The sequence below is a fragment of the Nocardiopsis codii genome (assembly GCF_036327455.1).
In the GTDB taxonomy this organism is placed as follows: domain Bacteria; phylum Actinomycetota; class Actinomycetes; order Streptosporangiales; family Streptosporangiaceae; genus Nocardiopsis; species Nocardiopsis codii.
In genome coordinates, this window is record NZ_JAUZMY010000008.1 from 47,646 (window position 1) to 67,087 (window position 19,442).

The 19,442-nt window shown below is 71.7% G+C and carries 18 protein-coding genes; 7 read left to right on the forward strand and 11 right to left on the reverse strand.

Features of this window, described 5'->3' with window-relative positions:
* The first annotated feature begins 174 nt into the window (after positions 1-174).
* Entirely contained in the window at positions 175-1,446 is a 1,272-nt protein-coding gene (locus tag Q8791_RS10150) for a DUF418 domain-containing protein (protein ID WP_330091380.1), read from the forward strand.
* A 159-nt stretch (positions 1,447-1,605) separates the two neighbouring features.
* On the opposite strand, the gene Q8791_RS10155 is transcribed toward Q8791_RS10150, so the two are convergent.
* Positions 1,606-2,514, reverse strand: coding sequence for an aminoglycoside phosphotransferase family protein (locus Q8791_RS10155; RefSeq protein WP_330091381.1), 909 nt, complete (start codon positions 2,512-2,514; stop codon positions 1,606-1,608).
* A 234-nt stretch (positions 2,515-2,748) separates the two neighbouring features.
* On the reverse strand, positions 2,749-3,531 hold the full coding sequence (locus tag Q8791_RS10160) for an MBL fold metallo-hydrolase (RefSeq protein ID WP_330091382.1): 783 nt from the start codon (positions 3,529-3,531) through the stop codon (positions 2,749-2,751).
* A 92-nt stretch (positions 3,532-3,623) separates the two neighbouring features.
* On the opposite strand from Q8791_RS10160, the gene Q8791_RS10165 reads away from it, so the two are divergent.
* Complete coding sequence (locus Q8791_RS10165; RefSeq protein ID WP_330091383.1) at positions 3,624-4,226, forward strand: TetR/AcrR family transcriptional regulator; 603 nt, start codon at positions 3,624-3,626, stop codon at positions 4,224-4,226.
* Between the two features lie 82 nt (positions 4,227-4,308).
* Here Q8791_RS10165 and Q8791_RS10170 read toward each other — a convergent pair whose 3' ends face one another.
* Together Q8791_RS10170 and Q8791_RS10175 are read right to left on the reverse strand one after the other, a co-directional pair.
* A complete protein-coding gene (locus Q8791_RS10170) occupies positions 4,309-4,500 on the reverse strand; it encodes a hypothetical protein (RefSeq protein WP_330091384.1) in 192 nt (63 codons plus the stop codon).
* A 549-nt stretch (positions 4,501-5,049) separates the two neighbouring features.
* Positions 5,050-5,802 (reverse strand): hypothetical protein, encoded by a 753-nt coding sequence (locus tag Q8791_RS10175; protein ID WP_330091385.1) that lies wholly within the window; start codon positions 5,800-5,802, stop codon positions 5,050-5,052.
* Positions 5,803-6,634: 832 nt separating this feature from the next.
* Between Q8791_RS10175 and Q8791_RS10180 the strand changes: the two genes are divergently transcribed.
* Entirely contained in the window at positions 6,635-7,042 is a 408-nt protein-coding gene (locus Q8791_RS10180) for a RidA family protein (protein ID WP_330091386.1), read from the forward strand.
* On the opposite strand, the gene Q8791_RS10185 is transcribed toward Q8791_RS10180, so the two are convergent.
* Positions 7,003-7,656, reverse strand: coding sequence for a TetR/AcrR family transcriptional regulator (locus Q8791_RS10185; protein ID WP_330091387.1), 654 nt, complete (start codon positions 7,654-7,656; stop codon positions 7,003-7,005). The genes Q8791_RS10180 and Q8791_RS10185 overlap by 40 nt on opposite strands.
* A 319-nt stretch (positions 7,657-7,975) precedes the next feature.
* On the opposite strand from Q8791_RS10185, the gene Q8791_RS10190 reads away from it, so the two are divergent.
* Entirely contained in the window at positions 7,976-8,587 is a 612-nt protein-coding gene (locus Q8791_RS10190; protein WP_330091388.1) for a DUF6199 family natural product biosynthesis protein, read from the forward strand.
* 149 nt (positions 8,588-8,736) lie between these two features.
* Here Q8791_RS10190 and Q8791_RS10195 read toward each other — a convergent pair whose 3' ends face one another.
* On the reverse strand, positions 8,737-9,528 hold the full coding sequence (locus Q8791_RS10195; RefSeq protein ID WP_330091389.1) for an AraC family transcriptional regulator: 792 nt from the start codon (positions 9,526-9,528) through the stop codon (positions 8,737-8,739).
* Between the two features lie 158 nt (positions 9,529-9,686).
* Here Q8791_RS10195 and Q8791_RS10200 point away from each other — a divergent pair, with 158 nt between their 5' ends.
* On the forward strand, positions 9,687-11,141 hold the full coding sequence (locus tag Q8791_RS10200; protein ID WP_330091390.1) for an MFS transporter: 1,455 nt from the start codon (positions 9,687-9,689) through the stop codon (positions 11,139-11,141).
* A 188-nt stretch (positions 11,142-11,329) separates the two neighbouring features.
* Here Q8791_RS10200 and Q8791_RS10205 read toward each other — a convergent pair whose 3' ends face one another.
* The 3 genes from Q8791_RS10205 to Q8791_RS10215 all read right to left on the reverse strand — a co-directional run bounded on the left by Q8791_RS10205 (position 11,330) and on the right by Q8791_RS10215 (position 15,898).
* A complete protein-coding gene (locus Q8791_RS10205; protein WP_330091391.1) occupies positions 11,330-11,521 on the reverse strand; it encodes a hypothetical protein in 192 nt (63 codons plus the stop codon).
* 285 nt (positions 11,522-11,806) lie between these two features.
* Entirely contained in the window at positions 11,807-15,514 is a 3,708-nt protein-coding gene (locus Q8791_RS10210; protein ID WP_330091392.1) for a trypsin-like serine protease, read from the reverse strand.
* Between the two features lie 51 nt (positions 15,515-15,565).
* Positions 15,566-15,898 carry a trypco2 family protein gene (locus Q8791_RS10215; RefSeq protein WP_330091393.1) on the reverse strand — a complete coding sequence of 111 codons (333 nt, stop codon included), beginning with the start codon at positions 15,896-15,898 and terminating at the stop codon, positions 15,566-15,568.
* Between the two features lie 84 nt (positions 15,899-15,982).
* On the opposite strand from Q8791_RS10215, the gene Q8791_RS10220 reads away from it, so the two are divergent.
* Positions 15,983-16,732, forward strand: coding sequence for an SDR family NAD(P)-dependent oxidoreductase (locus tag Q8791_RS10220; protein WP_330091534.1), 750 nt, complete (start codon positions 15,983-15,985; stop codon positions 16,730-16,732).
* 345 nt (positions 16,733-17,077) lie between these two features.
* On the opposite strand, the gene Q8791_RS10225 is transcribed toward Q8791_RS10220, so the two are convergent.
* Positions 17,078-17,908 (reverse strand): Rossmann-fold NAD(P)-binding domain-containing protein, encoded by an 831-nt coding sequence (locus Q8791_RS10225; protein ID WP_330091394.1) that lies wholly within the window; start codon positions 17,906-17,908, stop codon positions 17,078-17,080.
* Entirely contained in the window at positions 17,905-18,339 is a 435-nt protein-coding gene (locus tag Q8791_RS10230; RefSeq protein ID WP_330091395.1) for a nuclear transport factor 2 family protein, read from the reverse strand. Before Q8791_RS10230 ends, Q8791_RS10225 begins: the two co-directional genes overlap by 4 nt.
* A 127-nt stretch (positions 18,340-18,466) precedes the next feature.
* Between Q8791_RS10230 and Q8791_RS10235 the strand changes: the two genes are divergently transcribed.
* Entirely contained in the window at positions 18,467-19,324 is an 858-nt protein-coding gene (locus Q8791_RS10235) for a helix-turn-helix transcriptional regulator (protein WP_330091396.1), read from the forward strand.
* The last annotated feature ends 118 nt before the right edge of the window (positions 19,325-19,442 follow it).

Below are 19,442 nucleotides of genomic sequence, written 5' to 3' on the forward strand. Positions count from 1 at the left end.
CCGTGCAGAAGTCACGGGAGAACAGTGACACGGCCCCACTGCCGGAGGACGGCGCCGATGGGGGACGGTGGCGTCATGTCCTCGGACGGAGCCCGCGCGACCCACGTCTCGTCACGACCTGCCGCGCGGTCCGACCCCGCCGATCCTCAGAAAGACAGCCGGGAGCCCACCCGCATGACGACCCACCACACAGAGGGTCCGCCCTCCACCCCCGACACCGTGCCCCCGGTGCGCTCGACCCCGGTCACCGAACGCGTCCTGGCCCCGGACCTGGCCCGCGGCATGATGCTGCTGCTGATCGCACTGGCCCACGTGCCGTGGTTCCTCTACGACGCCCCCGTCGGCTACGCCATGCTGCACCCCGCCGACGGCAACCTCGCGGACAAGATCGCGCAGGTCCTGACCCTCATCGTGGTGGACGCCCGGACCCACACGATGTTCGGGTTCCTCTTCGCCTACGGGATCGGGCAGATGTACGCCCGGCAGAAGGCGCGCGGAACGAGTGAGAAGGACGTCCGCGGGATCCTGCGGACACGGCACCTGTGGATGCTCGCCTTCGGAGCGGTGCACGCCCTCCTGCTGTGGCAGGGCGACATCCTCGGCACCTACGGCCTCATCGGCCTCATCATGGTCCCGCTCTTCTTCCACCGCAGCGACCGCACCCTCAAGATCTGGCTGGCCGTCCTGCTGGCCCTGGGCGCCCTCGTGTGCGCCGTCTCGGTGCTCGGCTCCCTCCTGGCCCCGAACGCCACGGCCGCTGCCGCGGCGGCCGACCTGCAAAGGGCCAGCATCGCCGAGACGAGCTACCTGCTCTCCGCCGTGATCCGCTTCCCCACCTGGGTCTTCGGACTGGTCTCGGGTCTGGCCACCCTCGCCCTGCCGACCGTGTTCCTGATCGGCGTGCTCGCGGCACGGCACCGGATCCTGGAGGAGCCGGAGCGCCACCTGCCGCTGCTGCGCCGGGTCGCCGTCCTGGGCATCGCCGTCGGCTGGATCACCGGAGCGGTGCTCGGCCTCCAGCACGTGGGCGTCCTCGACCCCGCCTCCGCCTCCGCGGTCGCCGCCGTGCACTTCTACACCGGGATCTTCACCGGGGTGGGCTACGCCGCCCTGTTCGGGCTCGTCGCGCACCGGATCACCACCGTCCGAGGGACGAACCGCTCCCTCCCGGTCCAGGCGCTGGTCTCCCTCGGCCGCCGGTCCCTGAGCGGCTACCTCGCCCAGTCGCTGGTCTTCGCGCCCTTCCTGGCGGCCTGGGGCCTCGGGCTGGGGGTGCACCTGTCCAGCTGGACGGCGGTGCTGGTGGCCGTGGGCACCTGGCTGCTGACCGTCGTCGCCGCGTACCTGCTGGACCGTTCGGGCAGGCGCGGACCGGCAGAGGTCCTGCTGCGGAAACTGACCTACCGCAGGACGAGCCGCCCCGTCCACACCACCGGGGCACGTTAGGAACCGCCGTCTCCGCTGTCGTGCCCGGCCTCCTGGAGGTCGGGCACGTCCCGGGTGCCGCCTCCGGGCCCGCGGCCACCGTATCCGGAACGCGGGAGCCGACGGGTCGGGAGGCACTCCGCGATCGGCACCCCCGTCGAACGCTCGCCCCGGCCCCCTTCAGCCCTGGACGAGGCGGCGCAGCGAGGCCCGGGCCGGCGGCCCCCAGGTGTCGTGGCCGCCGGGGCGCTCCCGGGCGCCGGCCGCACCGGCGAGAAGGCCGCCGAGGGCGCACAGTACCGCCCAGCCGCGGGCGCGGCGCAGTGTCGCGGGGTCCGCGGTCGGGCCGTAGACCTGGTGGAAAAGGTCGAGGGCGCCGTCCGGCAACATGATCCAGGCGGCGGCCAGGTCGCAGGCCGGGTCGCCCGCGGACAGGTCGCCGAAGTCGATCACCCCGCAGAACGCGCCCTCGCGGGTCAGGACGTTGGCCGGGTGCAGGTCGCCGTGCACCCACAGCGGCGGCCCCTGCCAGCGGGGTGCGGCGATCGCGTCCTCCCAGACCGCGCGAACCGCCTCCGGGTTCTCGATCAGCCCCTGAGCGGTGGCCGAGGCGAACTGCCCGGTGAGCAGTTCCGCGCAGTCGGCCAGGGGGTCATCGCTCCTACGGTGCACGGGGGCGTTCTCGGGCGCGGGTCTGTGCAGAGCCGTCAGGAAGGCGGCCAGGTCCTCGGCCGCACGGGCACCGTCCGTGACCGGGGCGCGGTCCGCGGGGGTGCCCGGCACCCAGGTGGTGACGATCCAGGGGCGCTGGAACCGTGCACTGGGCATGCCGAGACGCATCGGGACCGGGACCGGCAGCGGAAGACGCGGTGCCAGGGCGCCCAACCAGGCGAGCTCTCCGTGCACCAGCGCCTCCGCGGACTGCGGCGTCCAGGGCAGCCGCACGGCGAGGTCGTCGCCGAGCCTCCACATCTGGTTGCCCGCGCCCTGCCTGCCCGAGTGCAAAGGTCGGTCGGCCAGGTCGGGATGCTGTTCGTGCAACAGGGCCCGCACCAACTCCGCGGTGAGGCCGAGCGGGGGATGCTTCATGGCCAGCAACAGTAGTCCACGGGCCCGGCCCGCACGCGCGGGCGGTGCGGTTCCGGGGTGGACGCCGCGCGGTTCGAACGACTGCTCGTGCTCGCCGCCGGTAGGCCCCGCCTGTCGGCGGCCGGCCCCCGGGTCCGGTTCTTCCAGAGTTCAGGAGAGCCGCGAGGCGGCGGGGCTCGGGGGTGGGGGACGGAGGCCTGCCTGCCTGAACCCTCGGCACCGCGGCGCCACCGGTCATGTGGCCAGGTCCAGCCATTCCCCGACGGCCAGCACGTGTGCGCGCCGTCCGGCGTGCGTGCGGAACTCCTTCTCCGGGTCGGAGACCTCGACGTAGCCCGCGATCTTGTCCGGCTGCTCCGCCTCGTAGTGCATCGGTACCGCGTACCGGGCGTCGAGGATCTCCGCGGCAGCGGCGGCCTGCCCCGGGTCCAGCGCGGCCGGTAGCGGGCTCGGCGGCTGCAGGTGCGGCGCGTCGACCACCGCGCCGTTGGCGGGCAGGAACACCGCGTCGAACGGGCTGAACCGGCGCGCGATGAGCCACCAGTAGCCGTGGAACATCGTGTCGCCGCCGTGGAAGACCCGCTGCCCGTCGGCCTGCACCACCCAGTTCAGCTGCGGGTCGCCCAGCCCGTCGACGGCGGGGACCGCGGTGACGCGGAACGGCCCGACATCGCGGGTGGACCAGGCGTCCACGACCTCGGCGGCCAGCCGGTGCAGGGCCAGTTCGCGCTCGGCCTGCAGCGTCGTCGCGTTGTCCACGTCGTCGCCATGCCCGGGCGCCGGTCGCAGCACCGGAGCCCCCGGCGTCAGCGCGTCCGCGAGCGCGGACGCGTCGGTGTGGTCCCGGTGCAGGTGGGTGACCAGTGCGGCGCCGGCCTTCCCGCTCGGTACCGCCAGCCCTTCGCCGGGCTTCCACCCCGGGAACAGCGGTGAGAGGTCCCGCACGTGGTCGATCACCAGTCGTTGGCCGCCCGCCTCGATCTCCAGCCCGGCCCAGCCCAGTCGTCGAACCCGCATCTCGCGCTCCTTCGCCCCGGTGATTGACGCAAAATTTAGCGTACGGTCGTTCGTTAAATCAATAGCGAACGCTCGTACGCTATCCTCGTCGCATGTCACCACGACGCTCAGCGGCCGACGCGCAGGCCACCAGGGGACGGATCCTCGGCCGTGCCGCCGAGATCGCCTCCGAGGAAGGGCTGGACGGCATCACGATCGGCCGGCTCGCCGAGGAGCTGTCGATGAGCAAGTCCGGTGTGCACAAGCACTTCGGAAGCAAGGAGACGCTGCAGATCTCCACGCTGGACAAGGCGTTCGTGGACTTCTGGCACCGCGTGGTCGAGCCCGCACTGGCCGAGCCGCCGGGTCTGCGGCGGCTGCGCGCGGTGTGCGCCAACTCCGTGGGTTACCTGGAAGAGCCGCTGCTGCCCGGTGGCTGCCTGATGACCGCGGCGATCACCGAGTACGACGGCCGCCCCGGCCGGGTCCGTGACGCGGTGGCCGAGGTGTGGTCGCGCTGGCGGGGACAGCTGCGGGCGGACCTGGAGGCGGCGGTGGAGAACGGCGAGCTGCCCGCCGGGTTCGACATCGACCAGGCGCTGTTCGAGATCGTCGCCGCCGGGCTGGCACTGAACGCCGCCATGCAGCTCCAGCACGACCGGACGGCCGCGGGCCGGGCCGGCCGCGCGATTGAACGGGCCCTGGACCAGGCCTGACCGCATGTCGGTCCGGGCGTGTCGGGCGAGGGCATGCCCGCGGAAGAACCCGGCCGGCGTGCCCGGGTGGTCGCGTGACCGTTCAACCGAGGAAGTTCTCGATGCCGATCCCCGCGGCCGCGAGAAAAGCGGGAAAGGTCATGACGGCGAACAGGAGGGCGCACCCGCCCTGTGGAGTGGATTTCGGTGACTGATACTCGGCGGCGGCCTTCTTGAAGCGTTGCACGGCGGGGTCGTTCTCGTCGTGGTATTCCCCCTGCGCGTAGTTGATCATCTTCGCGAGGCAGAGGGAACATGAGCTTCCGGACTGATCATTCGCCATTCTCTCGCCGCAAGTATGACAGTTCGCCACGGATCCTCCCGATGATTCGGTTTCGTCGAAGAGTAGCGAGTGATCTCTCCGGCAGGGAGGCGGGCGGTGCGATCTTGCCGGATCCGGCCACCGGGCTCTCCGGCATTGACAAAGGGGCGGGAGGGATCGTGGCGCGTCAGAATGAGTGAAATGGTGGCGGATCACTCGCTTTCGGTCGGGTGAGGAGGTCGGGGCCGTCGACGGCCGACACGACGCAGCTCCCGAGGGGCGATCCGGCCGATTCACCCGGCGAGGCCGCTGTCGCCGGCGACGTCGGCGTACACGGACGAGCGGGCGGAGCGGTACGTGCGGGTCGTGGCACGAGTCTCCTCCTCACGCCGACGAGCCCCGCTGTACAGCGGGGCTCGAACCGGAGCGGAGGTCGGGGCCGTGGCGTCCTGGGCTGCGCGGTTGCGGTTCGGACCGGCCGAACGCGATGCGGGCCCCGTTCACCGGCAGGGCGTCAACGCATCAGGCCTCGTACTCGGTGATCGACCCGGCGATTCCGTCGACGATCTCGACCGAGGCGAGGATGACGGTCCCGTTCGCGAGCGTGGCGTCGAACTCGTCGAAGTCGCACGTGACGTTTCCGGTGTCGGGGTCCTGGACGCCGTCGGCGCAGGCGTAGATGCCGGCGGTGATCAGAGTGTCCTCCGCCACGTAGAACGACGTGCCGTCGACGACGTACTCGCCCGGGGCGCGGTACTCCAGCTCGCCCGTCGCGGTTCCGGTGAACCCTCCGGTCCCCGGCGTGTCCTCGCCGCCGCCCTGGCCGGGCTCTTCGGGAGTACCTGGTTCACTGTCCTCGTCGTATTCGGTGATCGACTCGGCGATCCCGTCCTCGTTCATCGCGACCTCGGCGAAGACGACCGTGCCCCCCTGGAGTGTGGCTTCGAGCGACTCCAGGTCGCACTCCACGGTTCCGCGCCCGTCGGGGCCGACGCCGTCGTCGGCGGGGCAGGCATAGATGCCGCCGGTGATCTGCGTGTCCTCGGCGACGAAGAAGGCCTGGTCGTCGATGATGAACTCGCCCGGGGCCAGGAACTCCAGCTCACCCGTCAGATTCTGTGCCTCTGCTTCGGTACCGCTGGTCGCACCCGTCTGTGCGGGGTCCGCCGACGCTGCCGCTTCGACCATGTCCTGGGTCGAGCATCCCGCGGAGCCGATGACCACCAGGCCGAAGGTCGCGAGGGCCAGGGTGGTGGTACGGACATCGCGCTTCATGATGTTCCTTTCTTTTCAGTAGGGGGATGTGGAATGACGGGAAGGCGGGTCTGGACTTTGTTCGCAACAGGCTTACCGGAGTCGGCGGAAAGCATGTCCTGTGGGCAGGAACGTCCGGTGCGGGCTGTTCTCGCGACGGGCAGGCCATTGTTCGTATTGTGTCGACAGGGCTTGTGTGCTGTGTGCGTTGAACGGCCATTGTCGAAAGCCGGGATCCCGGTCGCGTGAGAGGTTTCGCCCTTTCTTCTCCGATGGGGAGGTCGTTCCTGTCGGCATGCTCCGTGTGTCTGTAGCTCCTTTATGTGTACTCCGATGGCGGTTGGGGCGTGTGGGTTCTATGGGTTGAGAAGATTTTTTGGAAGAGCCGTCCGGGGTGCGCCGCCGACCGCTTGCGAGGTCGTCCCCACCACCCGCACGACGGCTTCGTCCACGTGGGGGAGGGCCCGGTGTCCGAGGGCGCCAGTCCGAACAGGCCGTGGTGATGGCGGTGGAGTACGAGGAGGTCGTGACGACCGAGGGCGGGGACAGCAGGGGCGAGAGCCCGCCCTCCTGGTTGTGCCCGTGCGGGAGTGGGGCTTCGGAGTCCGGCCACGGACCGGTCCGACCCGTCATGCGATGCGTGCCGCGGGCCTCTTGTGCGTCCAGGTCCTGGACGGCTCCACCGCCATATCCTGTGGTGCTCCTCCTCGACCCCCCGTCTTCTGCAGACGGGCGGCTTTCCGGCCGAGCGGGGCCGCGTCACCGTGATCATCGCCACCCCGACTGTCAAAGCATCGATAACATGGCATTGCTTTGCTATGTTTTTGATGTCCGTGGAGAGAGGAGCAAGACAATGACCGTCACGCTGGTGCATCCCGAAAAGGTCAACCGGGTCGACGTCCACCATCAGGTCGCCGTCACACAGGGCTCGCGCACCGTGTACTTGGCCGGGCAGGTGTCCTGGGACACCGAGGGCAACCTGGTGGGCCGCGACGACGTCGCCGCGCAGGCCGAGAAGTGCTACCTCAACATCGCCGCGGCGCTCGACGCGGTCGGGGCGACGGCGGCCGACCTGGCCAAGGTCACCGTGTACATCGTCGACCTCGACGAGGCGAAGGCCGAGCAGTTCGTCATCGGGCGCGACCGAGCGGCAGCGACGCTGGGCGTCGAGTTCCAGCAGCCGAGCACCTGGATCGGGGTCACCTCACTGGCCGCGCCGGGCTACCTCGTCGAGGTCGACGCCGTGGCCGTGCTGCCCTGAGGCGGGCGCAGCGCGGCCCAGCCGGCCTCGACCGAGCGTCGGCACACCGCGGGGTCGTCGCCGGCGGCGACGATCACCGCGGTGAGGAGGGGGATGCCCGAAGCGAGGGTGCGTCGTGAGGCGACCCGGCTCACGACCAGCGACACGATCCCGTGGCAGACCGTCCAGACCTCGGTGCCGAGCCGGGCGGGGTCGGCGTCCTCGGCGATCCGTCCCGCGTCGCGACAGCGTCGCGCGGCGCGCACGAGGTAGTCGAGGGTCGCCTCGGCGGCCTCGACGTCCTCGAGTTCGACGGTCGCATCGAACATGACCCGGTACAGGTCGGGATGCTCGAGGGCGTTGGCGGCGTAGGCGGCCACCCCCGCCACGAGGTCCTCGACGGGGTCGGTCGGCACGACGAGGGTCTCGAAACGGGCCGCCAGCCGCGTGAAGCCCTCCTGGCGCAGCGCACGCCACACTCCGTCCATCCCGCCGAAGTAGGTGTAGACCGCCATCGTCGACACCCCGGTCCCGGCGACGAGGGACCGCAAGGTGATCGGCTCGCGCTCACGGAGCATTCGCGCTGCACGCTCCAGGAGCTGCGTGCGCACCGCCGGGTCCTTCTGCCTCGCCATCCGGACCATTTTAGAGGACGGGGGCCGAGGAGGATCACCACAGGACGCGGCGGTGGAGCGCAGGGGCGTGTCTGCGGCGTGGAGGGGCCGCGAACAGCGCCAACCCGAGTGCAGTGCTCCGTCGTTCGGGCAACGAAAGGCGCTCTCCTCCCCCCCCCGGCTGGGCGTGGCCGTCGTCCTCCGGTGCGATGGCGGCGTGGCGCAGGTCGTCCGTACCGGGTGGTGACCGGGAGGCCGCATGCGGCCACCGGGAACCGGTGCCCGGGGCGGGGCGTCTAGCCTGGGGGACGCAGTTCCACCCCCGCCGAGAGGATCCCCCGTGAGTGCCCTGATCGTGCTGTGCCTGCTGCTCTTGATCGGGGCGGTGGCCGTGATGATGCGGCCGGAACTGGTGTGGAAGGCGAATTCCTGGCGTTTCAAGTACCCCGAGCACAATGAGCCCTCGGACGCCGCCTACGTGGCCTACCAGGTCAGCGCCATCGTGACAGCCATCGCCGTCATCGTGATGATGGGTTTCCTGGCGCAGCAGCTCCCGAGCCGGAGCCCGCAGTCCGAGGCTTCCCTGTCCGCGGCCCCCTCTCCCGAGTACGAGCCGTTCGCCGCTTCGCGCGAGGCGGTGACCACGAGCACCACGGACGCGGGCCGATTCCGCGCCTACAGCGTGGACGGGCAGACCGTGACCGTGTACATCAGGCGCGGCCTGTGCGCCTCCGCGCAGGTGCCGCCCACCGTGGAGGAGGACGGGGAACGGGTCGTGATCAGCTACGCAGTGGGGCTGAGCCACGTGTGGTGTGACCGCGACCGCGAGGCCACGATCGCCGAGACGGTGACGCTGGATGAGCCGCTGGGGGACCGGGAGGTCGTGGACACCGACGGCGGGCCGCTCCAGGCCTGCGGCCCCGACGAGGTGCGGCAGACCTGCCCGCTGTGAGCCCCCTCAGAGCCGGCTGGGCCGCCGTCACCCCGATCGGCCCCGACAGGCAGGAGACCGGGGCGGAGGAATCCGCCGTCAGGGGTGCTTGATCGGCCGTCGGCCGAGAACCTGCGCCGGCCGGCGGGACACCGGCACCTCACCGGGCACTAGCGGCCCGTATCGGACTCCTCGAACACGGAGTCGCCGCTGAGGTAGCGCCTCGGCGAGGTGCCGACAGTGCGGCGGAACGCCGCCAGAAACGCGCTCGATGTCGCGTACCCCACGGAGCGTGCGACCCGGGACACGGATTGGCCCTCGGCGAGGAGGGGCAGGGCGGCCCGGAGCCGCATATGCGTGCGCCAGCGATCGAAGCTCATACCCGTGTCGTGCACGAACAGCCGTGTCAGGGTACGCCGACTCACTCCGACGGCCCGTGCGTGGGCTTCGAGGCTCCGCGGGTCCGCGGGATCGGCGAGCAGCGCGTCCGCCACGGCACACACGCGGCCGTCGACGGGACGGGGCACATCGATGGGCATGGTCGGCAAGGGGTGCAAGAGGTCCAACACGACCGCCTCCGCCCGCAGCCGCACGTCATCGGCGAGGTCGTGCCGGCTGAGGTGGTCGATCAGGTGGGCCAGCAGCCCGTTGACGCCCACCGGCGTGGGCTCCGTCCAGTCCAGACCGCACTGGTCCGGTTCGATGTAGAGACAGCGCAGCACCGCGTCGCGGTTCGCACCGGTCCGGTGGACGATCCCCGCAGGCAACCACAACGCCCGAGTGGGTGGCAGGACCCAGTAGGTGTCCTCGACGGCGACGCCGAGAACACCGTGTCGGGTCCAGGCCAGCTGGTGCTGTGTGTGGCTGTGCGGGGGTATCCACTGCCCCGACGACAAGGGAAAGCTCCCCACGACGATCGCCCCCACCCCGGGTGGGACAGCTCCGAAGTCGGCCTCGGTCATGCGTCCCAGCGTATGTCCCCAACACGACACGATGTGGCCTCATGGCGGATTGTGGCCAACTCTGCCCGTGCATAGCTTCGTCGCATGCCCATCAATCTCCCGCGCCGACGGCGCTCATCCAGGACGGGCCGGCCGGTCACGTCGAACGGACACGTGTCATGACCTCGGTATCGCCCCTCGCCGCGATCACCGGCCGCCGTCGACTGGCGCTGACCCTGCTGTGCTTCGTGCAGTTCATGCTCGTCCTGGACGACACGGTGGTGAGCGTCGCCCTCCCCAGCATCCGGGACGATCTCGGCTTCAGCGCCGCGGGCCTGGCCTGGGTCGTCAACGCGTACTTCCTCGCCTTCGGCGGGCTGCTACTGCTGTTCGGCCGTGTGGCCGACCTGCTGGGCCGCCGCCGCGTCTTCCTCTGCGGCGTGGCGCTGTTCGGTGCGGCGAGCCTCGCCTGCGGACTGGCCCAGGAGCCGTGGCAGCTCGTGGCCGGGCGGTTCGCCCAGGGGGCGGGCGCGGCCATGGCCGGCCCGGCCGCGTTGTCACTGATCACGCTCCTGTTTCCCGGTCCCGAGGAGCGTGCCAGGGCACTCGGTGTCTGGGGAGGCGTCGCGGGTCTGGGCGGCACGATGGGTCTGGTGGTCTCCGGTGTGCTGACCGACCTCACGTCCTGGCGCTGGATCTTCCTGATCAACCTGCCCGTGGCCGCGCTGGCCCTGGTCCTGCTCCCCCGCCTGGTCGGCGAGAGTCGGGCCGCCCGTCGGACACGCCTGGACGTACCGGGCGCGGTGCTGGCCACCGGCTCCGTCGTGTCCCTGGTCTACGGATTCCTCCAGGCTGGGGAGTCGGGCTGGGGTGACGTGGCCTTCATCGGACCGCTGCTTCTCGCCGTCGTCCTGGCAGTCTCGTTCCTCGTGGTGGAGTCCCGTACCGCCGAGCCGCTGGTGCCGTTGTCCTTCCTGGCCTTCCGGCCCCGCGCTGTCGCCAACGGCATGACCCTGCTGTTCTCCGCCGCTTTCTACGCGATGGCCTTCCTGCTGATGATCCACCTGCAGACCGTGCTCGGCTACGGCCCGCTCGAGGCAGGTGTCGCCTACCTGCCCTACGGTGCCGGAATCCTCGTGGGCGTGTGGCTCTCGTCCCACGCGGTGTTGAGGTTCGGGCTGCGCCGAACCCTGGTCATGTCGTTCCTGATCAGCTCGGCCGGGCTGCTTCTGCTGGCCGGCGTGGCGCCGGGCGACGGCTACGTGTCGGGCGTGTTGCCCGGCATGCTCGTCACGAGTCTCGGATGCGGTCTGACCCTGCCCGCCCTGACGGTCGCCGCGGTCACGGGCACCACCGAGGAGAACGCCGGTCTGGGTTCGGCCCTCTTCAGCTCCGTGCAACAGGTGGGCGGCGCGGTGGGCCTGGCGGTGCTGGTCACCCTGGCCGTACGCCGCAGCGACGCCCTGACCGACTCGATCGGCCCGTCGCTCGCCGCGACGGCGGGCTTCTCGTTCGCGCTCGTCGTCGCTGCGGGGCTCCTCGCGCTCGGCGCCGTCTGCATCGCCGTGCTGCTCGGGAGCCGCAGCCCGGGATCCGAGGCCGACACCAGCCAATCCCCGGCACAGCAGGGGTAGATGCCTCTGACGGTGAACCGCCGCCACGGGACCGCGTAGTCAGAGTCCGCATCATCGGAACCGACCTGGTCGGGCACGCGTCGGGCCTTGCCGGCCTCCGATGGCACCTCGCGAGCCACTGTCCAGCCACGGGCAGGCCCAGCTGCGGACCGGCAGTGGCGCCCCGCCCTGGGGCGCTCAACGCCTCGCTACTTCTGGTCAGCTCCGCGTTTCCGGAGGTCTTCGAGCAGCCGGAGATAGTGTTCCAGGTCTTGCTGGTGCACGGCAGGGCGTTTCTCCGCGAGAGCCGTCTTGATGTCGACTGCTTGCGAGACGGCTCCGAGCGCTTCTTCGACCCGCCCCAGGGCGCTCATGTACAGAGCTTGGTTGTTCAGGGCCATGGCGAGACCGGGCAGGTGGGCGTCGGGGCGTTGCTCGACGAGTGTGCGGTAGTGCCGGACGGCCTGACCCGGCCCGTACCCGGAGGGCGTCACGGACCAAGGCCTCGACCCGCTCGCGGACGCCGTTCCGCACCGTCGCCACCACGGGCCGAGGCGTAGAGCAGGGGGCCGCCACCGCTTTACCGGGGGGCGCTCCCGGCGGGGAGTCCGCACGCGCTGGGCGGATCCCAGCTCCCTCGATGCGGGGGTTGTGCCTCCCGGGGCGGCCAGCCTGCCTGGCCGGTGTCAGGTCCTGCGACTCTTCAGGGTTTCGAGCAGCCGACGGGAATGCTCCAGAGCACCCTGGTACATGTCAGGACGTTTCTCTGCGAGGGCCGTCCTGATACGGACGTCCTCGGTGACGGTGGCGAGTGCCTGCTCGGTCCGGCCCAGCTCGCTCAGCCGGAGCGCCTGGTTGTTCAGGGACATGGCGAGGCCGGGCAGGTGGGCGTCGGGAAGCTGTCGGGCCAGGGTGCGGCGGATGGTGACGGCTTCGGTGACCGCTTGGAGTGCCTGCTCGGTCCGGCCCAGTTTGGCCAGACGGGCGGCCTGGTTGTTGAGGGAGGCGGCGAGGTCGGGCAGGTGGGCGTCGGGGTGCTGCTCGGCCAGGGTGCGGCGGATGGTGACGGCTTCGGTGATCGCTTGGAGTGCCTGCTCGGTCCGGCGCAGTTTGGCCAGGCAGGTGGCGTGGTTGTTCAGGACCATGGCGAGGTCGGGCAGGTGGGCGTCGGGGCGTTGCCCGGCCAGGGCGCGGCGCAGCTGGAGCGCTTCGGAGATGATGCCGAGCGCCTGTTCAGCCCGCCCCAGATCGCTCAGCCGGAGGGCGTGGTTGTTGAGGGAGGCGGCGAGGTCCGACAGGTAGGCGTCGGGGCGTTGCTCGGCCAGGGTGCGGCGGATGGTGACGGCTTCGGTGATCGCCTGGAGCGCCGGCTCGGGGCGGCCCAGCGCGGTGAAGCGGGTGGACTGGTTGTTCAGGGCCATGGCGAGGTCGGGCAGGTGGGCGTCGGGGCTCTGTCTGGCCAGGGTGCGGTAGTGCTGGACGGCTTCGGTGCTGGTGTCGAGCGCCTGCTCGACCCGACCCGTGTCGGACAGATGGAGGGCGTGATTGTTGAGGGAGGCGGCGAGGTCGGGCAGGTGGGCGTCGGGGTGCTGCTCGGCCAGGGTGCGGCGGATGGTGACGGCTTCGGTGATCGCCTGGAGTGCCGGCTCGGGGCGGCCCAGTTTGGCCAGGCGGGTGGCCTGGTTGTTGAGGGAGCCGGCGAGGTCGGCCAGGTGGGCGTCGGGGCGCCGCTCGGCCAGGGTGCGGTAGTGCTGGACGGCTTCGGTGATCGCTTGGAGTGCCGGCTCGGGGCGGCCCAGTTTGGCCAGGCGGGTGGCCTGGTTGTTCAGGGCCATGGCGAGGTCGGGCAAGTGGGTGTCGGGGCTCTGTCTGGCCAGGGTGCGGTAGTGCTGGACGGCTTCGGTGATGGTGTCGAGCGCCTGCTCCGCCTGTCCCATGTCGGACAGGTGGAGGGCATGGTTGTTCAGGGCCATGGCGAGGTCGGGCTGGTGATTGTCGGGGCTCTGTCTGGCCAGGGTGCGGTAGTGCTGGACGGCTTCGGTGATGGTGTCGAGCGCCTGCTCCGCCCGACCAGTGCCCGACAGGTGCACGGCGTGGTTGTTCAGGGCCAGAGCGAGGCCGGGCAGGTGAGTGTCGGGGTGCTGCTCGGCCAGGGTGCGGTGGATGCCGACCGCTTCGGTGATCGCCTGGAGTGCCTGCTCGGGCTGCCCCAGTTCGCTCAGGCGGAGCGCCTGGTTGTTCAGGGAAATGGCCAGGGAGGGCAGGTGGGCGCCGGCGTCTCGTGCGGTTCGTTCCCGGTCCGCCTCGACGATGCGCGCGGTCAAACGCTCGGCCCACAGGGCCAGCCGTTGACTGGACCCGGGAAGGGCGTCGCTGAGCCGTCCGAGGACCTCGCGTGAGGTGTCAGGATCGGCTGTCGAGTCTTCCAGGGCCTCCATGAGCGGGCCGGGGTGTTCCACCTGGGTGGCCACGTCGATGACCGCCGGGCCCAGCGTGTGGATGTGGCGGGTGCACAGTGCGGTCAGGTGCCCTTTCACGGAGGCCAGGGCGGGGTGCGTGGCAGCGCGGGCGTACAGGGTCACCAGGCGTTCGGCGTCCGCGGTGCTGATGGTGTCCAGGTGGGGGTCGAACAGGTCGGGGTCGCGCTGCAGGCGCTGGCCCAGGAAGTACTCCAGCAGCCGGTCCGGTTGCAGGTGCCCCCACATCCGCTCCCCGTCCGGGGGGTACAGGCCGCTGATCCAGTGGCGGATCTGGTGTCTGCGGGCGGTGGTCTGACCCTGGAGCACCGTCGCGCTCCCCAGGAGTTCGTCCGCTTCCGCGACGCCGGCGGGGGCGAGGGCGAAGACCAGGGCCAGCACGTCGCGCAGCGGATGTGCCAGGTCGGCGTCGCCCAGGCCGTAGGCGGTGGCGGTCTGGTCCCAGTAGCGGATTTCGTGGGCCAGCACCCGGCCCTCCACCGCGGTGTCGGTGGTGACGGCCGTGGAGTGCTGGGTGGCGTCCAGCAGGTCGGCCAGGGCGCGCATGTGCACGCTCAGCACGGTCTCCCACTCGGAGCCGGACAGGTCCGGGTCGGCCAGGCCGGCCGCGACCCGGGCCCAGTCGGCCGGGCGGGGTGTACGTGCCGTGGGCAGGGCGTGTGCGAGGTGGCCCAGGGCGGTGCGGTACTCCTGGGCACGCTCACCCGTGTGGGGTGCCAGGGGCGGCAGGGCGAGTTGTTCGGTGATGTCGGCCAACAGGTAGCCGGTGGCGGTGTTGACCTGGTCCCACCACTCGCCCAGGGTGCGCACCAGCAACAGCAGTCGGACGGGGGCGTGCCCCGGGGGCCGGTCGCACAGTTGGAGCAGGCGGACGAGCTGCGCGGTGCGGGTCTCGGCGTAGTCCACCACCACCAGCAGCGGGGCGGTGGCGTTCTTGACCGGGCCCAGTTCGTCGGCGGTGGCGCTCTCCCTGAGCCACACGGTGGCCCACCGGCGCCCTTGGGGATCGGGGTCGGCCAGGCGTGTGGTGAGTTCGTGGGCCAGACGGGTCTTGCCCTGCCCGCCGGGCCCGTGCACCACCGCGGCCGTGAGTGGTTCGGCGCCCTGGCACCACTCCAGCAGGGTCCTCATGGTCTCGTCGCGGCCGTGGAAGTCCACCACCTGGCGGTGGGCCTCCAACAGCGCGGCGGGGGAGGGGCGGTGGTGTGCGCGCGGGGTGTGGGCCAGGTGGGCGAACTCGACCGGCTCCAACACCAGGGACACGCCGTGCTCGGTGAGCACCGCGCGGAAGGCCGGATCGTGGTGCAGCACGTAGGCGGGCACGACCTCCAGGGCTGCGTGGTCGCGGTGTTCGAGGTCGGCGGCCACCACGCCCACCACCAGCTCGCCGTTGCCGCAGCGCATCGCGGACCCGGACAGGCCCGCCCACAGCGAGCGCCGCTGCCCGGACTGCTCCTGTTCCCGGATCTCGTGGGGGAGCCAGCGGGGCGGGTGGGCGCTCAGGTCCATCACGTGCCGGTGGTTGACGAAGTGGTTGCCCGGGGTCACCGTGCCGGTCAGCTGCGCGGTCTCCGCGGCCCGGCCGGTGCGCTGCACCAGGTCGGGAAACCCCCACACCTCGCAGGGGGTGTCGGGGGTGGTGGTGACCAGCCGCCCCCACCGGGTGGTGACCGCGTGCTCGGCCCACTCGGGGTCGGTGACGTGGACCAGGGCGGCGTCGTCGTGTCCGGTCGGGGTGCCGCGCCAGACCACGCGTCCGGTGCGGGGCTCGTGGTCGGTGGCGGTGTGCACGTGCACCTGGCCGCCGAGGTTGGAGACCAGGTGGGCGCTGGTGAGCACCAGGCGCGGGGCGATGAGGTACCCCGACCCGGCGCTGGTGGGGGTGGTGATGCGGGTGATGCGCTGGGCGGTGTCCAACAGGTACTCCGGTCGCTTCTACGGGTCCCACACAGGGGGAGCGGGGGTGTCCTAGCGGGTGAAGACCGGGGGAGGGGTGCCCTGACCGGTGTCGTGACGGGTGCTGTTGATGGCCACGTCACCGTCGGGGTGGGCGGTGTTGTGCGGGGTGAGGGTGAAGGAGACCTTGTGGGTGCTGGTGCGCCCGGCCCCGGCCTCGACGTCGCCGGTGGCGATCCAGGCCGAGAACCCGGCCTTGGCCTTGGCGTCGGCGCGGAACTGGACCTCGAACTCCAGCTGGATCGGGCCGACCTTGAAGGTCAGGCCCTGGTCCTCGGCCTGTTCGGCGGCCTGGTTGAGTTCGTCGCGCAGGGTCTGGACGGCTTCGGCGAGGCGAATGTGCACACGGGCTCCTGGAGAGGTGGCGGTATCGGGTGGGCCTTCACGATCCCAGAGCCGGTACAGGGTCCCGGTCGGTTACACGTGGGGTTGGCCGTATGTGGCCACACCGCAGCCTCGGGCATTCGATCGGATTCCTGCCGGGGCCTGGCCGGCGCGGTCCGGTTGGCGGCCGAGGGCGCGCACGTGTTCATCACCGGTCGGCGCCGGAGCGAACTCGACGCGGCCGTCGAGGAGATCGGTTCGGCGGCCACCGCGGTGATCGGCGACATCTCGAACCCGGCCGACCTGGACCGCCTCTACGAGACGATCCGCGACTTGGGGCGCGGCCTCGACGTTCTGTTCGCGAACGCCTCCGTCGGCGAGTTCGTGCCGCTCGAACAGGTCACCGAGGAGCATTTCGACACCCTCTTCGGCATCAACGTCCGGGGCACGCTGTTCACCGTCAAGAAGGCGCTGCCGCTGCTCAACGACGGCGCCTCGGTGATCCTGAACGGCTCGACCGCTGCGGACGTCGGCGCTGAGGCGTTCGGCGTGTACGCGGCGACCAAGGCCGCCACCCGATCGTTCTCCCGGACCTGGGCCAACGAGCTCAAGGGGCGGGGCATCCGCGTCAACACCATCACTCCCGGTCCGACCGACACCCCTGGCGTGTCGGGGCTCGCCCCCGACCCGGACCAGGCCGTGGGCCTCAGACAGCACCTGGCCGCACAGGTGCCGCTGGGACGGCTCGGGCGCCCGGAGGAGACCGCCGCCGCCGTGGCCTTCCTCGCCTCCGGGCAGAGCAGCTTCATCACCGGTTCGAGCCTGTACGTCGACGGCGGCCTGAACCAGATCTGAGTTCCATGGCCGCGCGTCCCGCGAGGGCTGCGGCGCCTGGCCGGCCGGGCTCGTCCGTGTGGACGAGCCCGGCAGCCCCGATCGCCCTGCTCCGTCGGTCCCGCCCGAAGCCTGGGGCCGACGGAGGTCCTCGGCTTCGTCGGTGCGGGTGGGGTCGGGCGCTCGGTCGAGGTCACCGTCAGCCCCTCCGGGCGGGGGAGCGAACGCCGCCCACGGTCGGAGGGTGGGGCGTACCGTCCGGGGGATCGCCGAACCGCAACAGGGCGGCGCGGGTACTCGCGCCTCAGTGGCGCGGGGCGCTGGAACGGCCGCCGCCCCTCTCCGACTGTCCGGCCCGCCCACCTCTCACACCGTGGACCACTCCTCCCGGTGGGCACGGGCGAAGTCGGCGAAGCTCCGCGGCGGGCGGCCGGTCAGACGGCGGACCGTGTCCGTGACGCGGTCCACCCCGCCCCCGGCGATGTCGGCGTCCACCCCGACCAGCGCGGCGGCGAAGGGCTGCGGCATGCCCGCGTCCACGTTGCGCCGGACCAGCTCGGCCACCGGGGTCGGCGTGTGGCGCACCGGTCGGCCGGTGACGTCGGCGATGATCGCCGCAGCTTCCGCGTACCCGAGGGACTCGGGCCCGGTGAGCACGTGCTCGCCCGCTATGGGCCCGGGGGCCGACAGCACTTCCGCCGCGACGGCCGCGATGTCGGCGGCGTCGATCCATCCGAGCCGCCCCTCGCCGGTCGCCGAGCGGATCTCGCCGCGCTCGCGGATGCCGACCGCCACCGGGTGCGCCCCGGTGAAGTTCTGCATGAACCCCGAGGGTCGCAGTACCGCCCACTCCGGGAAGGCCCGCACAGCCTCACCCAGCTCCGCGACGCCCGGGGCGTCGCTCAGCGCTGCCAGCGATCCGAGCAGTACCACGCGTCGCAACCCGGCGGCCCTCGCGGCTCCCAGGAACGGTCCTACCAACGGCATCGGGTCCAGGGTCAGCGGCGGCGGCACCAGGTACAGGGCCTTCGCCCCGGTGAGCGCCCCGGCATGCGTTCGCGGGTCCGCCCAGTCGAAGGGCACCCCGTCACGCCCCGGCCTGCGGCCGGCCGCGCGCACCTCCGCCCCGCGGGCCCGCAGCGTCTCGGTGAGGGGACGGCCGGTGTTGCCGGTGCCGCCGGTGATCAGGATCGTCATGACGCCTCCAGTTGCTTGCACAGTGCTTCCAGGTCGCCGCCGGCGCGCGCCGTCTGCACGGGGCTCCAGTAGTCGCGGTACTCGGTGATCAACCCGGACCGCACCGTGACCACGGTGATGTAGTCCATCCGGTAGGGCGCGCCCGTGCGCACCGACCTGCCCTCGGAGCTGAACTCGGCGATGACGGTCTCCGGGTCCGCGGTGCGGTGCACCCGCACCGCCGTGACCCCGGTGACGTCGTACACGTCGGGATATCCGGCCAGGTGGGCGCGGACCGCCTCTCGTCCGCTGAGCCGGGTGGGCGCCCCGGCCTCGGCGAACGGGAACTCGGCCGTCCCGTCCGGCGCCCACAGCCCGGCGATGCCGTCCATGTCCTTGGCGGTCAGCAGCTCCAGCATCCGCCGGAACACCCCTTCGGGTGATCGGTCCATCTCCACCTCCGTTGTTCGGCCCATCGCCGCCCACACTGGCGGGGGTGCGCCGGGCGGGGGAACGGCCGCGTTGTCCCCGGACCAGCGGTCCGTGGCTCGCGGCCCGCGTGCATGGCAGGCTGGGGCCGTGGACAAGCGAGAACTCGGCGGGTTCCTGCGGGCCCGCCGCGAGACCCTGCGCCCGGCCGACGTCGGCCTTCCCGAACCCGCGGGCGGGCGCGCGCGGCGCACCCCGGGGCTGCGGCGCGAGGAGGTCGCCGATCTCGCCGGGGTTTCGGTGAACTACTACGAGCGGCTGGAGCAGGCCCGGGCGCCGCGCCCCTCACCGCAGGTGATCGACGCGATCGGGCGGGCCCTGGCGCTGTCGGAGGTGGAGCGGACACACCTGTCCCGGCTCGCCGGGCACGCGCTGCCCGCACGGTCCGGCCCGGGGGAACAGGTCCCGCCGGGGGTGCTCGCCCTGCTGGATCGGCTCGGCCCGGTCGCCGCGTACGTCTGCGACGCCCGCCACGACATTCTGGCCTGGAACGACCTTGCGGCAGCGCTGATCACGGACTTCGGTGCGCTGCCCCCGGCCGAGCGCAACGTCCTGCGGCTGGCCATGCGCCTGGGCGCAACGGTGTGCTCGGCGCCTCAGGAGGCGACGGGCGGGTTCGAGGCGCAGGTGGCGGCGCAGTCGCGCGAGGCGCTGACCCGCCGCCCGCACGACTCCGCGCTCCGCCTGTTGGTGGGCGACTTCGCCGAGCGGGCACCCGGGTTCGCGGCACAGTGGAGTCGGCACGACGTCCGATCGCGCGCGACGCTGCGCAAGCGCATCGACCACGGCGAGCTCGGCGTGCTCGTCCTCGACTGCCAGACCCTCGCCGTGCCCGGCGCCGACCTGCGCGTGGTCATGTTCAGCGCGGAACCGGGCACCCCCGACCACGACAAGCTCACCCGACTCCAGCTCCGCCCCGCGGTCCCCGAACCCTCGTCACGCCCGTAACGGCGGGCGCAGCCGGCGCAGGCCGGGGCGCGTGGTCGACGTTCGATTTCCCAGGGCCTCGTCCAGGGCGGTCGATCCACTCCGCCCGGGAGCCGGCAGGGGCGGCTCGTGGCTGGAT

What these genes read in the sequence shown, in the direction of transcription:
- Q8791_RS10150 (WP_330091380.1), top strand. Translation starts at nt 175, where the DNA reads ATGACGACCCACCACACAGAGGGTCCGCCCTCCACCCCCGACACCGTG.
- Q8791_RS10185 (WP_330091387.1), bottom strand. Translation starts at nt 7,656, where the DNA reads ATGGCGAGGCAGAAGGACCCGGCGGTGCGCACGCAGCTCCTGGAGCGT.
- Q8791_RS10180 (WP_330091386.1), top strand. Translation starts at nt 6,635, where the DNA reads ATGACCGTCACGCTGGTGCATCCCGAAAAGGTCAACCGGGTCGACGTC.
- Q8791_RS10195 (WP_330091389.1), bottom strand. Translation starts at nt 9,528, where the DNA reads ATGACCGAGGCCGACTTCGGAGCTGTCCCACCCGGGGTGGGGGCGATC.
- Q8791_RS10170 (WP_330091384.1), bottom strand. Translation starts at nt 4,500, where the DNA reads ATGATCAACTACGCGCAGGGGGAATACCACGACGAGAACGACCCCGCC.
- Q8791_RS10205 (WP_330091391.1), bottom strand. Translation starts at nt 11,521, where the DNA reads ATGGCCCTGAACAACCAAGCTCTGTACATGAGCGCCCTGGGGCGGGTC.
- Q8791_RS10200 (WP_330091390.1), top strand. Translation starts at nt 9,687, where the DNA reads ATGACCTCGGTATCGCCCCTCGCCGCGATCACCGGCCGCCGTCGACTG.
- Q8791_RS10160 (WP_330091382.1), bottom strand. Translation starts at nt 3,531, where the DNA reads ATGCGGGTTCGACGACTGGGCTGGGCCGGGCTGGAGATCGAGGCGGGC.
- Q8791_RS10175 (WP_330091385.1), bottom strand. Translation starts at nt 5,802, where the DNA reads ATGAAGCGCGATGTCCGTACCACCACCCTGGCCCTCGCGACCTTCGGC.
- Q8791_RS10230 (WP_330091395.1), bottom strand. Translation starts at nt 18,339, where the DNA reads ATGGACCGATCACCCGAAGGGGTGTTCCGGCGGATGCTGGAGCTGCTG.
- Q8791_RS10225 (WP_330091394.1), bottom strand. Translation starts at nt 17,908, where the DNA reads ATGACGATCCTGATCACCGGCGGCACCGGCAACACCGGCCGTCCCCTC.
- Q8791_RS10155 (WP_330091381.1), bottom strand. Translation starts at nt 2,514, where the DNA reads ATGAAGCATCCCCCGCTCGGCCTCACCGCGGAGTTGGTGCGGGCCCTG.
- Q8791_RS10165 (WP_330091383.1), top strand. Translation starts at nt 3,624, where the DNA reads ATGTCACCACGACGCTCAGCGGCCGACGCGCAGGCCACCAGGGGACGG.